The following is a 15387-nucleotide window of genomic DNA, read 5'->3' on the forward strand; positions in this document are numbered from 1 at the left end:
TAGCCCCCTTTACTCAAACATTTTCTCGTTTTAACCTTCCCGACGATGCATTGAATCATACATAAATTATTAGATAAAAAAGACAAATTGATGTAGCCTGTAGAAAAGGAGGGTTTCAAATGTCTCAATCAAAAAAAGTAAAAGACTTCTTCGGTAAAAATGCAGCTGCGTATGTAACAAGCTCTCTTCATGCAAAGGGAGATGACTTAGCTTATTTAGTAGCTGAGCAGAAAAAAGTAGGCGCATTCATTGACATTGCGACAGGTGGAGGTCATGTTGCTAATGCATTCGCCACGATTGCAGACGAGGTCACTGTCTTTGATCTGACACCAGAAATCATTCAAACAGCAAAGAATTATTTGGAGCAGAATGGTCATTTTGAGATTCAATATGTTGAAGGTGATGCAACAAAGATGCCATTTAAACCAGAATCGTTTGATACGGCAGTCTGTAGAATTGCCGCTCATCATTTTCCTGAGGTAAGGGCATTTGTTGAGGAGACGTTTAACATATTAAAACAGGAAGGATCATTTTGGTTGCTGGATAATGTAGCACCCGAAGCAGAAGATCTAGATCTTTTTTATAATGAAGTGGAGAGGCAGAGAGATCCTAGTCATGTACGTGCCTACAAAAAAACAGAATGGATACGTTTCATTGAACAAGCTGGATTTAGAGTAGATAGCATAAAAGTTTTTAAGAAAACATTTATCTTTAATGACTGGTGCAACCGCGCAACAATTTCAGAAGCTGACAAACTGGATCTTGAGAAAAAGTTCCTGGAATCACCAGCACCTATAAAGGAAGCGTTAGATATAAGAGAGGAAAAAGGAAGACTTCTTTCCTTCCAAGGGCAGTCTATTGCGTTAAAGGCATTAAAATAAAAAAAGCTGTTCCCAATGAGGGAACAGCTTTTGTGTTATAAATTCTCTTTAATTTCCTTTTTCTTTTCGGCAAGTTCTTCTGGATCTTTTTCCTTAGAAAGGAACCAACCAGCAAGTACGATAAGAACTAATACGCTATAGAAGAAGACTTTCCAACCAGTCGAGTGAGGGAAGTGGGAATCAATAAGTGCTAGCTCTGGGTGAGCTAGAACAGTCACAACTAACTTAACTCCTACCCAACCGACAATAATAAAGGCTGCACTTTCAAGACCTGGACGTTTTTCAAGCAGTACAACAAATTTTGTTGCCGCAAAACGCATAATCAAAAGTCCAACTAAGCCACCAATAAAGACAACCGCAAATTGACCAACATCAAGACTTCCAACCATACCTAATCCAGTTGGTGTCAATGCCATTGCCAAAGCAACAGCTGCAAGAATTGAATCAACAGCAAAAGCGATATCAGCTAATTCTACTTTAATAACTGTAGGCCAAAATCCACTTTTTTTACGATCTTTTTTCTTATCCTTATCAGGCCCGCCATGCTTATTCACTACATGTTTTCGGAAGAGATGATTCAGGGCGATGAATAAGAGATAAAGGGCTCCGATGGCTTGAATCTGCCAAACGTCCACAAGAAACGAGATAAGAAATAATGAAGCAAAACGGAAAACAAAGGCACCAGCTAATCCGTAAAGTAAGGCTTTCTTGCGTTCTTCTTCAGGAAGATGTTTAACCATGATGGCAAGTACAAGTGCATTATCGGCTGAAAGAACACCCTCTAAAGCAATGAGTACTAATAACACCCAACTGTATTCTAAAATTAAAGCTACATCCATAATGTATTTCCCCTCTCTGATGTGCTTCTGCCGAGCCAATACATGAGAAGGAATCAATCAATAGAAAAAAGACCCCTGCCATGTAATTGGCAAAGGTCTTGCTGAGCACTATGTATATCATGCCAACAAAGCCGGCGGACGCAATGTCCACGAAATGACGACTTTGTTTCAAGTTTATCGTATAAACTTGACGCTACTCCCCTTTGGAAGAAACCGTATTAAGTTAATATGATCATATACTCGTTCAAGTTGGTTGTCAACTGTTTCTTGATGAATAAAAATCTAAATAGTAGCGAATCAGACCTGAATCAAGATACACTAAGAAAGAACATAGTAGGTATGAATAAAGGAGTTATAAAAAATGAAGCAAGAACAATTTGCATCAGCTTCTCCATCTATTCTAATAATGACTAGTGTTGCAGCTGAAAAAGAGGCTATTGAGCGTGGATTAAATGGTTCAAAGCAATTTCAAGTGGCTCTGACAGGTGTTGGACCAACAAAGGCAGCAGCAAGAACAGCTACAGAGCTTGCAACTCATTCGTATACGTTTGTCATCAATGCAGGAGTGGCCGGTGGATTCAAAGGCAAAGCAGATATTGCATCGACTGTAGTGGCAAGTAGCATCGTGGCTGCGGATTTGGGATCAGAATCTGAAGAAGGGTTCCTACCTGTTGATCAACTTGGTTTAGGGAGTCCAGAGGTTCTTCCTGATCTGAATAAAGCCCAAAAATTAACGAAGAAGCTCGAAGGATTGGGTGCTTCAGTTACATTAGCCCCTATTCTTACTTTAGCAACGGTAACAGGCACAAATGAAACGACAACACAATTAATGAATCGATTTCCAACTGCTGCTGCTGAAGCGATGGAGGGACATGGTGTGGCTGTAGCGGCCGAACTTGCTAACGTTCCAGTCCTAGAGGTTCGCACTATATCAAATCAAGTTGGACCGCGTGATCGAGATGCGTGGAGAATAAAAGATGCATTGCAGGAACTTGAACGCGTAGGATCTGCATTAACGGAGGTATGGTCATGAATATAGCATTTTCCCCTTGTCCAAATGATACATTTGTTTTTCATGCTTTAGCACACGGATTGATTCCTGGTGCACCGGAATTGAATGTAACATTTGCAGATATTAATATTACAAATACTCTAGCAGCGGATCAAACGGGTCCAGAGGTGTTAAAGATTTCATTTGCTGCGTTGCCGTGGGTTCTGGATCACTATGAACTAATTCCATGTGGAGGAGCTCTTGGTCGTGGATGTGGTCCGCTCGTTTTAACGAAAGAAGGTGGACAGAGCCCTAGCAATTTAAGCGGAAAGCGTATTGCTGTTCCAAGTGAACGTTCTACTGCTTATTTGTTATTTAGACTTTGGGCTGCACAAAAAGTGCCAGAAGGTGTTGGAGAGATTGTAGTCATGCCGTTTGATGAGATCATGCCAGCTGTTCAAGAAGGTACAATTGATGCTGGTTTGGTTATTCATGAAGCAAGATTCACATATCAAAATTATGGTCTAAGTGTCATTGCAGATATGGGTGAATGGTGGGAAGAAGACACCGGCTTGCCGATTCCTCTTGGCGCGATTATTGCTCGAAAAACAGAAAATACCTCGCAAATTACAGAGTGGATTCGTGAATCGGTTGAATACGCTTTTGCTCATCCAAACGAATCAAAACAATATGTTATGGACCACGCTCAGGAAATGTCAGAAGAGGTTGCTAACCAGCACATTGAACTTTATGTAAATGAATTTTCAAGAGATCTTGGAGATGAAGGGTATCACGCAATTGAGGCGTTGTTAACTAGGGCCGCTGATGAAGGTTTGGTTCCGAAAATTTCCAAGGATCAACTCTACTCTCTAAAAAAAGACTAACGTAACGTTTTGCTTGAGAAGTGTAAGGGAACGGCAAGAAGTAATTGGACAAGCCTAGAGAAGGAGAGGTTCAGGATGACTGAATTAGAATTTCAATTGGTTAGGACAAATGGGATTACGCTCCACGTCGTATCGGCAGGTCCAAGAGACGGGCCACTTGTTGTTTTGCTACACGGTTTCCCTGAATTTTGGTATGGATGGCGTCATCAAATTAAGCCCTTGGCAGAAGCCGGCTATCGTGTACTTGTTCCAGACCAACGAGGATTCAACAAAAGCCAAAAGCCTGAATCGATTGATCAGTACACACTCGATGTTCTTAGAGATGACATTGTTGGATTAATTAAAGTCTATAATCGAGAAAAGGCGCATGTGATTGGTCACGATTGGGGTGGAGCAGTTGCTTGGCATCTTGCTTCAACAAGACCTGAGTATGTAAAGTCTCTTATCCCAATTAATATTCCACATCCAGCGATTATGCCAAAAGCTATGCTGACCTTACCTCTTCAATGGCTTCGAAGCTCTTACATGGCTTTCTTTCAGTTGCCTGAATGGCCTGAAAAATTGCTCTCAGTTGATCATTATGATGGGATGGCAAGAGGAATTAAGTTTTCAGCAAGTAAAAGTGAGGCCTTTAAAGAAGAAGATTTGAAGAAATACAAAGAAGCGTGGGCGCAACCTGGTGCGATGACAGCAATGCTAAATTGGTATCGTGCCATTCGGTCGGGAATTCCTGAAGGGTTTGCAAGTCCGGAAAAAGTTCAAGTGCCAACCCAAATTATCTGGGGTGTAGACGATCCTTTTTTATCAAAAAAGCTAGCTAAAAAAAGCATCGAGCATTGTGAAAATGGTAGACTGACTTTTGTTGGAGAAGCCACGCACTGGGTAAACCATGAGCAGCCTCACATAGTGAACCAGATCATAGCTCAGACATTGAAAGAAGAAGAGGGCATCCGTTGATGTCCTCTTCTTTTCTTATGAGATAAAAGTAATGGTTTGAAGATGTGAAGACAGTTGATCTGTTGGGAATGTCTCCTGTATCTTATTCAGCTTTGTGTCAGGTAGCTCATATACAGGAAACGAAACAGATAACGGTTCCTTAAAAGGGAATGGATCTAATTTGATTTCATGAGCATTCATCCATTCTGCCTTTATCCCAGTGGGGGCAAAAGAGAAGGGCTGTGTAAATCCATCTTTAAACCATGATACTTCTTCTGATTTAGGTGTGCCTGGACTGTTCATGCAGATATATAATGATAAGTCATCACAAAATTGAAGCAGGTTAAAATGCTCAACAAGATCTGTGGAGGTTGGTTTTACCTCAAGCTGTTCAATCAATATCTTCTGTCTTTTTTGTTCTTCTTCTAGAAAGGACTGAATGGCAGGCTCTGATACGGTTCCCGAAAAAAAGGAGCAAAAGTGTTTGCTGCATAATACGGCAGCATATGCGGATTGTTCTTGAACTTCATCTACACCTTTTGTATAGGCTGAGAGCTTAGGTGGAAGGGGATAAGAGATAAAGTCTAACGGAAGTTTCTTATTTGTTTCCTTCTCAATAAAGGAGTCTAATGGAATCCACGCGCGATCATGTTCATAGATTGCATACTCGACATCCTCACGAAATGTAAGTTGTTCTCTCCAATGTTTAGATATTTCGCCTGAAATATATGCATGATCATGTTGCTTGATACACTCAATCTGGTGTGTAGTTTGTCTAATAATCATGATTAATCCCCCATTGCTACGCTTATGATTCTAATAAGGTCACACTGACAGAGACCGTTAGTTTTTGATTGCCTCCCTTATATACTCCTTGTACAGGACTAACATCAGCATAATCACGACCCGTACAGACACGAACATGATTCTCAAGGGCTTCCACATTATTGGTAGGGTCTAAGCCAATCCAACCTATTCCTGGTGCCATTATTTCTACCCACGCATGACTAGCTGCATCACCTATAAGCGCAGAGTCTTGCCCGACATATAAATAACCACTTATATACCTAGCAGGAATCTGATGGGCTCTTAAGATTCCAATCATGACATGAGTGATATCTTGGCATACACCATTCTTTTGGTTAAAGGCATCGGAAGCGGTTGTATTCACATCCGTTGAACCCGGTTGGTAGTGAAACGTTCGGAATAAATAATCCATTAAGTCTAAAGAAAATTGAATTGGATTATTCATCGGTCCGATATCTTGGGTTACTTGATTGATTTGGTCATAACTTAGAAAGGTATAATTGGTTTGAGTGAGGAAGGCTAAATACTGATCTTGAAAAATAGATGATATGAATATTTTTTGCATCTCTAATGAATAGTCTAGCTTATTAATAAACGGACTTCGTTGAATACTGACAATGGATGTCGTTTTGACTTCCAAAGATTGATGCTGTTCAGCTATAAAAAACGTCTCTACATGATTCCCCCATAAATCAATATGTGAAGAAGTAAGAGAAGATGGTGTAATATCGGCTCGGTAGGAAATTAAGCGCTGACACTCATCCATTCTTGGTTTTAATCTGATCGTATTAAGACTTTGCTCAACAGATGAATCATAGGTGAATAAATTTGTATGAACAATCTCAAACTTCAAATGTAGCACTCCTTAATCTCGTCTCTTTTTACGGAGGCAGGTTGTTATATTAGAATCACTTGGTTAAGGAACTTTTATTCCCGCATATTGATTTTCAAAAAACTCTACGATGTAATCGATATCGAAATTAGCCACAGGAAGTGATTGAATATCACCTGTCATTTGAAGTAACGTGTCTTTTAGCTGTTTAGCGTAACCCAATCCTTGGTCACCTTCTATTTGCTTAATCGCATACCACGCATGATCCATACAATATCGAAGCGATCGTGGAAAATCAGGGTTAAGCATTAAGAATGAAAAAACCTGCTCTGGTCTCATGTAGGGTAACTGTCCCTTAAGGTAGGCATCAGAACCTTTAGAAAGCTGTAGAGCTAAATTTAAGTAATACGTCGTGTGCTGGGGCTGCTCCTGCAATTTTGTACAGATAGAGCGAAGGATTCTTAGCATATGATCAGCACGTTCCACCCAAACCCCAATCTTAAGCAAACGATAGTCTACACCGCGACTAGCAGTGGTTTCAATAACACCTTGCACGGATAGTGATGTCATTTTAACACGCTGTAATGTTCCCTGTATATGATACTTAGACCAGTGCGCATCTTTCCATTTGGTTAAATATAGATAAAACTCATTCATTATCATCCATAGATCGTTGGATAAATGGTCGCGACTTTGCCTAGCATTTTCTCGTGCAATCTTCATACATTGATAAGTTGAACTGGGGTTGTTGGAAGAGAAGGTTAGAAAGTGAATGATTTTCTCAAGGTCAGGATGCCCACTTGTTAGAAAGGTTTCTCTCTTATCTTCTGCTCCGCATATATCTAAGATAAGATCCCACTCTTCGTTCATCAAGAGGTCTTCATCTGAAGCTTCGAGTGCTTGGATTAATTCAACCGATAAAACATGCGCATGATTTTCAGCTCGCTCAATATTTCGTGCCATCCAATAAAGTGAATCAGCTACCCGTAAAAGCATTCATCTACCTCCTTTTATTTTTTGAGTACCCACGTATCTTTCCCACCGCCACCTTGAGACGAGTTCACAACAAGTGATCCTTTTTTTAATGCAACGCGTGATAATCCACCTGGAATGACATGAGTGCTTTCTCCTGACATGACAAACACCCGAAGATCAATGTGACAAGGGTAAAACTGATCATTTTGATAAGAAGGTGCTCGAGATAGCTTAATAGTCGGTTGAGCAATATATTGGTGAGGCTTGGCCAGGATCTTTTCTCTAAATAATTGGATGTCTGACTTAGTGGCATGTGGTCCAATCAACATGTCATATCCGCCAGAGGCACCGACATTCTTTATGACTAACTGCTCAAGACGTTCAAGTACCCAATCTCTTTGCTTTTTATCACTAAGAAAATAAGTTGTGACATTTGGGATAATAGGGTCTTCATTTAAGTAGTAACGAATCATATCCGGTACATAGGCATACATGGCTTTGTCATCAGCCACGCCATTACCTATGGCATTGAGGATAGAGACATTTCCAGCTCGAAAAGCATCAAACAATCCTGAAACGCCTAGAAGGGAGTCCTTATTAAATGTAAGGGGGTCTAGGTAATCATCGTCAATTCTGCGATAAATGATATCAACTTTTTCTAGTCCGTAGATGGTTTCCATATAGACTAACTCATTTTTCACAAGTAGATCTGAACCCTCAACTAATTCTATGCCCATCTTTTGTGCCAAAAAGACATGATCATAATAGGCTGAATTGTAGATGCCAGGTGTAAGTAAAACTGAATTTGTCTTTGTCCCAGAGTGGTTACGAGGCTTATAGTCCATGATAGCTTCTCTAAGATAGAGCAGTTGATTCTCTAATGTATGCAAAGAATGAGATTGAAAAAACTCAGGATATACTTGGCGCATCACAAAGCGATTTTGGTACACATAAGACAGTCCAGATGGATTACGGAGATTATCCTCTAATACACAATACTGGCCGTTTTCATCACGGATTAAATCAATGCCAGCTAAAAAAATATGATTTTTGATTGGAAATGGTAGATCGCGTAAAAGGTCATAGTAATGAGGATTTTGATAGACAAGCTCTTTTGGAATAATGCCGTCATGTAAAATATTCTGTTGATGATAAATGTCTTCGAGGAATAGATTTAGCGCAGTGGTTCGTTGAATCATACCCTTTTCGATTCGGGACCATTCTTTAGGAGGAATAATGATTGGTATAAAGTCAAAGGGCATCGTTCGTTCTGTTCCTGTATCATCTTGATAAACGGTAAATGTAATGCCTTGTCGTAAAAAGGATTGTTGAGCCAGTTCATGTTTTTCCTTTAAATCATTTGTAGAGAAAACATTAAGCGTATTATGAAAGTGAACGTAGTGATTCATTAGTGATCCATCTGGCCGAAACATCTCATCATAGTAAGGGGCGATGGAATAAGGTTTTAATAAGGTCAATCAGCTCTCATCCTCTCATTTGGTTTGAAAATACTAAATGATCTGAAAATTATTATCACTTCTATTTTGTCAACTCTACTTCTTTATACACCGTGGATACCCTGATTTCCTCCACATAAACAAAATGTTGAGTCATTTTACATGATTTCTTTTCATTAGAAGTGTTGGAAAAAAGTATAAGAGGGAGGGGAGATAGGGGCTGGAACACATCGGATGTAGCAATGTAAAAACCCGAATCATTATGTGTAACTCACATAATGATTCGGGTTTGTGTCATTTAAAAATAAGAAAGAGGGGCTGCTACCGCTCCGGACATACACTCCGCTTTCCATGGGCGGCTGGTGAGCCTTCTTATGCTGACGCACTACGAAGTCTCACCCAGGCCTTTGCTCCCATGGGAGTCTCCGTGTATGTCCTACGCTGGATTTAGCTCATTTGTGAGAGATTAAGTTACTGACAAAATGAACGAGTTGCTTTAGCTGTGCAATATTCAGATTGTTCGTCGTTTTATATCATTAGTAAGGTTATGTCTCAGTCTGTTTAAAGAATCATTCCTTATTATACTGAACCGTAACACCCATACTTTCTAGTAGTTCAAAGTAGGTAGGGCAGGTCTTCGATACACAACCTGGATCATTCACTGTAATGCCAGGAACCTTTAGACCAATTAAAGCAAGGGACATGGCGACTCGATGGTCATCATACGAATCAAGGACAGCTGGACTTGGTGTACCAGGGTAGACGGTAAGACCATCAGCGAACTCCTCAACTTTAATGCCTAACTTAGTAAGCTCTTTACAGATAGCAGAAATTCGGTCTGATTCATGATGGCGGATATGCTCAACATCTCGAAGAGTAATCGGACCTGATGCGAATGGAGCTAACGCAGCAAGAGTAAGTGTCTGATCGGACATCTCTTTCATGCTAATATCAAACCCGCCTTTAAGCTGGTCTGTTCCAATTACTTCTATAAAGCTATCTCCACGAGTGACAGTACAACCCATTTTTTCATAAATATCAACCATATAGATATCAGGTTGGTTTGTGTTCATATTCAGATTGGTTACTTTGATGCGGCTATTCGTTAAAGCGGCTAATGCAAAAAAATAACTCGCTGTCGAAGCATCCGCTTCTAATTCAAGTTCCTGTCCTTTGTAGACAGAAGGTGGAATCACCATTGTAGTGAGTTCATCATTTGATTCGACTTTTACACCAAATCGTTCCATCAAATCGATGGTTATTTTTACATAAGCGTGCTGAACAATATAATCAGGAATGGTGACGGTCACTTCCTGTTCAGCATATGGACTAGCAATTAACAACCCACTTATAAATTGACTTGACTGCTTACCTGAGATTGTAACGGGACCACCCTTTAACCCATGGCCTTTGATCTTTAAGGGGTAATAGCCTGCTGACTCAATTGACGCTCCAAGAGTACGTAACCCTTCTAGTAGGAGTTCGACTGGACGCTGACTCATGCGTTCGCTTGCTTCTACAAGCCATTCGCCTTCATGAGATGCAGCAAGCGCTCCGGGTAAAAATCGTGCGGTTGTTCCAGCAGCTCCGATATACAAATCAGCTTCTTTTGTTGGCCAATTTCCATTACAGCCATTAATTTTGATTGTATCTCCGTCCACTTTGGTTTCAATACCAAGTTTGTTTAATGTATCAATACACCAAAAAGAATCATCACTTCTGAGGATACCTGAAAGAGTGGATGGCCCCTCAGCCATAGCAGCAATAATTAATGCTCTATTTGTGAAGCTTTTGCTACCAGGGATACGGACGTCTGTATGTATCGTTTTTTGTAAGGGGCTCAGAGTAACGGTTTTAACATCGTTTAATGATGACCAATCTGAACGTGCCCTCGAATCTGGAGTATGCACAACATCACCTCTATATAAGTTATTGTACTACTATATCACGAAATCCGTACTTGATTTAAGTACGGATCATAACCTTACGTATTTATATATAGAAGCTATGCAACATTAAGTAGCTCTTTTCTCCATCTCTTTTGTGGTTAAGACCCTTTCATTCCCCATAAAACAGACCGTGATGACTGCCATGAAAATAGGGATAAGAGCAAGAGTAAAGATAAATGTAATCGAGTCCGACATTGCTAACGTTAACTCCGACAAAAGCTCGGGTGGAATATTCACTCGTGATTCTGGCTGGAAAATTTGCTGAATGTCTCCCGTGTCACTAATGTTACCTGGCTGGCCAGTCGTAGCTTGACTGAGGCGAGAGGAAAAGATACTCGTTTGAATGGTACCAAATATCGTTACGCCTACGGTCATACCAAAAGAACGTAAGAAGGAATTGGTCGAGTTGGCTGATCCACGAAACCTTGGTGAGATACCGTTTATCGATGCAGCTGGTAGTAAAGAAAATGAGAACCCAACTCCAAATCCTGTTAATGCCATATATAGGCTTAACATGACTCTTGACGTTTCAGCAGAGATTCCTGATAACATGAACATTCCAACAAAAAAACACCCAACCGATATTGCCATTAACGATCGGAAAGAAACTTTAGTCTGCAAGAGTCCGCCCACCATACTACCCGCAACGGAACCAAGCATCATTGGCATGAGAATAAATCCTGCACTTGTGGCAGAGCCTCCATACACCGCTTGAACAAAGATAGGAATAAAAACAGCCAATAGGATAAATGTTCCTCCATATAAAAAGGCTAAAATTTGCGATGTGGCAAATAAGCGATTTTTGAACATCCAAAACGAGATAATGGGTTCAGAAGCTTTTCGCTCAACGATAAAGAATGCAGAAAATGCTATGCCAGAAATAGTGAATAGAAAAAGGATAAGCCCTGAATCCCAAGCATATGCCTTGCCGCCTAATTCAAGGGCGATCATCAAGCAAATAATTGCTGTGACTAACGTAGAGGCTCCAAGCCAGTCAATTTTCTGTTTAGCTGGATTTCTTTCCTCATGATAATGCCTAAGAATAAAGAAGAAGGCCACAGCTCCTATCGGGATATTAATATAAAACACCCAATTCCAGCTGAGCGTGTCAGTAATAAATGCACCAAGCAAAGGCCCAAGCACGCTAGATAGTCCAAATACAGCTCCAAAAAGGCCGGTCATTTTCCCTCTTTTTTCGGGTGGGAACAGATCAAATATAATTGTAAAAGCAATTGGCATCAAAGCCCCTCCGCCAATCCCTTGAATGACTCGATAGGTGATTAGCTGATTCATACTTTGTGCCGTACCACATAAAACAGAACCAATTAAAAAAGCAAGAAGACCAAAAAGAAAAAAAAGTTTGCGTCCATACATGTCAGATAACTTTCCATAGATCGGCATACCAGCCATGACGGCAACCATATAACCTGCCGTAACCCAAACAAACTTCTCATAACTTCCGAGGTCAGAGACGATGGTACCCATAGCCGTAGCAACAATCGTATTATCAATTGCAGCCATAAAAATGCCTAGTAACAAACCAGCAACAACAAACTTACTTCCGGATGACTCTGTCATAATCCATCTCCCAATGATCGCTATCTATATTGAACCAATCCTTCGTAGTTTATCACACAAAAGACACATTATGAATCATGTAAAGTGCGATAATGACGAGATTTTAAAAGGACAAAGACTACGTTTAGTAGAAGACCTGAAACGTTTTATATGGAGAAAAGTCTTAAGTAAGAAGAACCATAAGAATTGATTATCAAGAGTGGTTGATAGAAATAAATAAGCGAAGTGAGAGACCATTTGTTCTACTTTAGTAGAGGTTCATTTGAATTTTCCCAATACTCAGTGAAGAATATTTTTGCTAGGGTTGGTAACAAGCCAGAAAATGACTGGCAAACTACTAGGAGGGGTTTCATGAAATTTCAAGCAGGCAAATGGACAGTGGGCTTATCTGTACTGGTAACACTATCAGCAGTTCCGGCACTTGCTGGAGCCGAAGAAGATAAGGAAAGGTATCTGATAGGATTCAAAGAAGAAGCGGATGCCGCTACTTTTTCTACTCAGGCAGAAACACTTGAAAGCCAAGTAGATGCAGAAATATTACGAGAGTACGAGAATATACCAGTTATTAATGCTGAACTGTCTGAAGAAGAGGCAAAGGCATTAGAAGCTCAGGCTTCGGTTGAATATGTAGAAAAAGATGTGAAGATGAGTACATTACAAGAAGTTCCTTATGGAATCCCACAAGTGAATGCGCCTGCTGTACATGAAGCTGGTAATTTTGGTGGAGGCGTATCAGTAGCCGTTATTGACACAGGTATTGCTGAGCATGAGGATCTAAATATAGTAGGTGGGGAAAGCTTTGTAAGCTCGGAACCAACATATGAGGATTTAAATGGACATGGTACTCATGTAGCTGGTACGGTGGCCGCACTAGATAATTCAGTAGGAGTGATTGGTGTAGCACCGGATGCCGAGCTCTATGCAGTAAAAGTACTAGATAGCTTCGGTAGCGGTTATACAAGTGATATCGCAGCAGGAATTGAATGGGCAGCCGATCAAGGCATCGATATTGCGAATTTGAGTTTGGGAGGTCCAACTGGCTCGACTGTACTTGAACAAGCAGCTGATTACGCAGAAGAACAAGGAACGCTGCTCATAGCCGCAGCAGGTAACTCAGGTACAAGAGGTATTGGTTTCCCAGCAGCCTATGACAATGTCATTTCCGTTGCAGCGGTTGACTCTGCTAACAACAAAGCCAACTTCTCAAGCTTTGGACCTGAAAATGACATTGCTGCACCAGGAGTCGATACACTCAGCACATATCCTGGAGGTAGTTACACAGAACTAAGTGGAACATCCATGGCTTCTCCACACGTAGCTGGAGTTGCAGCACTAGTACAAGCGACAAACCCATCAGCATCCGCACAAGAAATTGGACAGATCCTGCAAGAAACAGCCACACCACTTGGCAATGAAGAATTCTTTGGTAGTGGATTGGTAAATGCAGAGGCGGCAGTTGGTAGGTAAGTAAGGAAATAAAAAAACTCTCCATAAAGGAGAGTTTTTTTATTTAGTTTGGAGGTAGCATTACAGATGGACTTCCACCTAGAATAGTAAATTCATATGCGATAGAAGAAAACGTTACATCATTAAAAGAGAAAGCAAGCACCCCAACAATTGTAAAAGTCAATCCCATTTTCACTAAGCTTTTCATAAAATTTTCCTCCTTTTTATTAGTAAAGACTATAAAGTTTATAATAACGGTGAGCCATAGTAATATCATTTTTTGAGTCATACCATTTTGCTAAGCTAAGTGTGTAATGACGGAAATATATTTCATCTTTTGATTTTTCTATGAAAGGAATAAGTTCTTTTTCATAGAAAGAATAAATTTTCTCTGAATCTTTCTCATAATTTAAAATTTGTTCTTTTATTAGAAGCTTAGTTCTTTTTGTGATATTTTCTGTTTCTTTATATTTCTTTAATTGTTCGATATAATTTTCTAATTCATTGTTTTTAATATCAGCCTTTATTAATACTTTCGCTAACTCAATTATTGCAATAATCTGACCTTCACTTTGATCCTTAAAATAGTTGATACACATCTTGAAATACTTAATGGCTTTAGTATGTTCGTTTGTTTCACTAAGTAATAGTGAATAATTGAAAAGGCATTTAAAATATAAATCTTCTAAGTTTAGAAGTTTTGTGTTTCTTAGAATAGCATTATAGTTGTTTTTAGCTTCTTCATAAAGTTTGATACTTTCATAATTAATCGCTTGAAGCATCTGAGTATGAATAATTCGTATGAAATTATCCTTTTCCTTATAAAAATAAAGAGCTTCTTGAGCATATGGTATTGAATTTTCACTTTGACCTAAAGCACTATAGCATAAGGCGATTTGGTAAGAGATTTCTTTCATACTTATAGAGGTATTACTAGAGATGTTATTAGTTTTTAATTTCAAGTAATAGTCTAAAGCTTCTCTATATTTTCCTTTTTGGTAAAAGGTGCTACCCGAGATGTATCCGAACAAAAGCTCTTCAATCGGAGATAAATTAGAACGATTTCTCTCAAGAATTTGTAAATGGATTTGAGCAGAGTTTATATCTAACTTAGTAAAGAAATATCTACCCATGTAAATATGATAGAGATTAACAAGGTTTGTTTTACTATAATATTCTTCATCAACTTCGAGTTCTAGTCTTAATTCATCTGCTTTATCTAACTCGAAATAGAATAAAGCATCAATAAATTCTTCAAGTCTTTCTTCTAAAACCCCATACCGCTCAACCTCATCATTAATATCCAAACCAAGTCTTTCCATCAGCAATGCTGCTGTTTCTTTGTTCACGCTGTATGCATTGTTCTCGATCTTTGATAGGTGAGGGATGGAGCAAATTCCGTCTGCTAATTCTGCTTGGGTGATCCCACTTTTTAGTCGATAGTATTTGATAATAGGTCCAAATTCCATGATTCACCAACCTGTGTCTATAGATTTCATTATAAAGCAAAATCAGTTAATTTGGTGAAGATTATGGCGTTTTTCTGTTGGGAAAAACACGGTCAACTACTAGGCCTAATCTCTTATGTAAGGCGATTGTAGCAAGCAATTACTCTATTATCAAGAAATATATTGGAATAATTAGGGGAATGAAGCCCATTGGTATAGAATAATGGAAATATACGATAAGGCAGATATCATATGGAGATTTGGTAGGTCATATATCCTTTTATGTTAGGCAATGTGTGTGATTGCATATGGATGGGTAGGGGTTGGGAAATATACGATTAGTTTAGCATAAAGCCTGCTGTAT

General features: G+C 39.5%; 14 protein-coding genes. 5 read left to right on the plus strand and 9 right to left on the minus strand.

Annotation, left to right across the window (positions count from 1 at the left end):
- Window positions 1–119 precede the first annotated feature (119 nt).
- Entirely contained in the window at window positions 120–881 is a 762-nt protein-coding gene (locus J2S05_RS12560; RefSeq protein ID WP_306983290.1) for a class I SAM-dependent methyltransferase, read from the plus strand.
- Window positions 882–916: 35 nt separating this feature from the next.
- Here J2S05_RS12560 and J2S05_RS12565 read toward each other — a convergent pair whose 3' ends face one another.
- Window positions 917–1720 carry a TerC family protein gene (locus J2S05_RS12565; protein ID WP_306983291.1) on the minus strand — a complete coding sequence of 268 codons (804 nt, stop codon included), beginning with the start codon at window positions 1718–1720 and terminating at the stop codon, window positions 917–919.
- 361 nt (window positions 1721–2081) lie between these two features.
- Here J2S05_RS12565 and J2S05_RS12570 point away from each other — a divergent pair, with 361 nt between their 5' ends.
- The 3 genes from J2S05_RS12570 (at window position 2082) to J2S05_RS12580 (ending at window position 4552) form a co-directional block, all read left to right on the plus strand.
- Window positions 2082–2753, plus strand: coding sequence for a futalosine hydrolase (locus J2S05_RS12570; RefSeq protein WP_306983292.1), 672 nt, complete (start codon window positions 2082–2084; stop codon window positions 2751–2753).
- A complete protein-coding gene (locus J2S05_RS12575) occupies window positions 2750–3595 on the plus strand; it encodes a 1,4-dihydroxy-6-naphthoate synthase (protein WP_306983294.1) in 846 nt (281 codons plus the stop codon). The genes J2S05_RS12570 and J2S05_RS12575 overlap by 4 nt, the downstream gene beginning before the upstream one ends.
- A gap of 75 nt (window positions 3596–3670) precedes the next feature.
- On the plus strand, window positions 3671–4552 hold the full coding sequence (locus J2S05_RS12580) for an alpha/beta fold hydrolase (protein WP_306983296.1): 882 nt from the start codon (window positions 3671–3673) through the stop codon (window positions 4550–4552).
- Between the two features lie 15 nt (window positions 4553–4567).
- On the opposite strand, the gene J2S05_RS12585 is transcribed toward J2S05_RS12580, so the two are convergent.
- From J2S05_RS12585 to J2S05_RS12610, 6 genes are all read right to left on the minus strand, one after another.
- Entirely contained in the window at window positions 4568–5317 is a 750-nt protein-coding gene (locus tag J2S05_RS12585; RefSeq protein ID WP_306983298.1) for a DUF3891 family protein, read from the minus strand.
- Window positions 5318–5339: 22 nt separating this feature from the next.
- Window positions 5340–6191: a transglutaminase family protein gene (locus J2S05_RS12590; RefSeq protein WP_306983299.1), complete on the minus strand. Its 852-nt coding sequence runs from the start codon at window positions 6189–6191 to the stop codon at window positions 5340–5342.
- Between the two features lie 63 nt (window positions 6192–6254).
- Complete coding sequence (locus J2S05_RS12595; RefSeq protein WP_306983301.1) at window positions 6255–7166, minus strand: alpha-E domain-containing protein; 912 nt, start codon at window positions 7164–7166, stop codon at window positions 6255–6257.
- Window positions 7167–7180: 14 nt separating this feature from the next.
- Window positions 7181–8578, minus strand: a complete 1398-nt coding sequence (locus J2S05_RS12600) for a circularly permuted type 2 ATP-grasp protein (protein WP_306983478.1) — start codon at window positions 8576–8578, stop codon at window positions 7181–7183.
- 593 nt (window positions 8579–9171) lie between these two features.
- The gene (gene aroA, locus J2S05_RS12605; RefSeq protein ID WP_306983303.1) at window positions 9172–10512 is read right to left on the minus strand and encodes a 3-phosphoshikimate 1-carboxyvinyltransferase; all 1341 of its coding nucleotides are present in this window, start codon (window positions 10510–10512) and stop codon (window positions 9172–9174) included.
- A gap of 105 nt (window positions 10513–10617) precedes the next feature.
- Complete coding sequence (locus J2S05_RS12610) at window positions 10618–12129, minus strand: MDR family MFS transporter (protein ID WP_306983305.1); 1512 nt, start codon at window positions 12127–12129, stop codon at window positions 10618–10620.
- Between the two features lie 351 nt (window positions 12130–12480).
- Here J2S05_RS12610 and J2S05_RS12615 point away from each other — a divergent pair, with 351 nt between their 5' ends.
- Window positions 12481–13596, plus strand: coding sequence for a S8 family peptidase (locus tag J2S05_RS12615; protein WP_306983307.1), 1116 nt, complete (start codon window positions 12481–12483; stop codon window positions 13594–13596).
- Between the two features lie 43 nt (window positions 13597–13639).
- Here the strand turns inward: J2S05_RS12615 and J2S05_RS12620 are convergent, their stop codons facing one another.
- Together J2S05_RS12620 and J2S05_RS12625 are read right to left on the minus strand one after the other, a co-directional pair.
- On the minus strand, window positions 13640–13783 hold the full coding sequence (locus J2S05_RS12620) for a hypothetical protein (RefSeq protein WP_306983309.1): 144 nt from the start codon (window positions 13781–13783) through the stop codon (window positions 13640–13642).
- 19 nt (window positions 13784–13802) lie between these two features.
- A complete protein-coding gene (locus J2S05_RS12625; protein WP_306983311.1) occupies window positions 13803–15044 on the minus strand; it encodes a helix-turn-helix domain-containing protein in 1242 nt (413 codons plus the stop codon).
- Window positions 15045–15387 lie beyond the last annotated feature (343 nt).

Origin of the sequence: Alkalicoccobacillus murimartini, assembly GCF_030813245.1 — a bacterium.
In the GTDB taxonomy this organism is placed as follows: Bacteria; Bacillota; Bacilli; order Bacillales; family Bacillaceae_D; genus Alkalicoccobacillus; species Alkalicoccobacillus murimartini.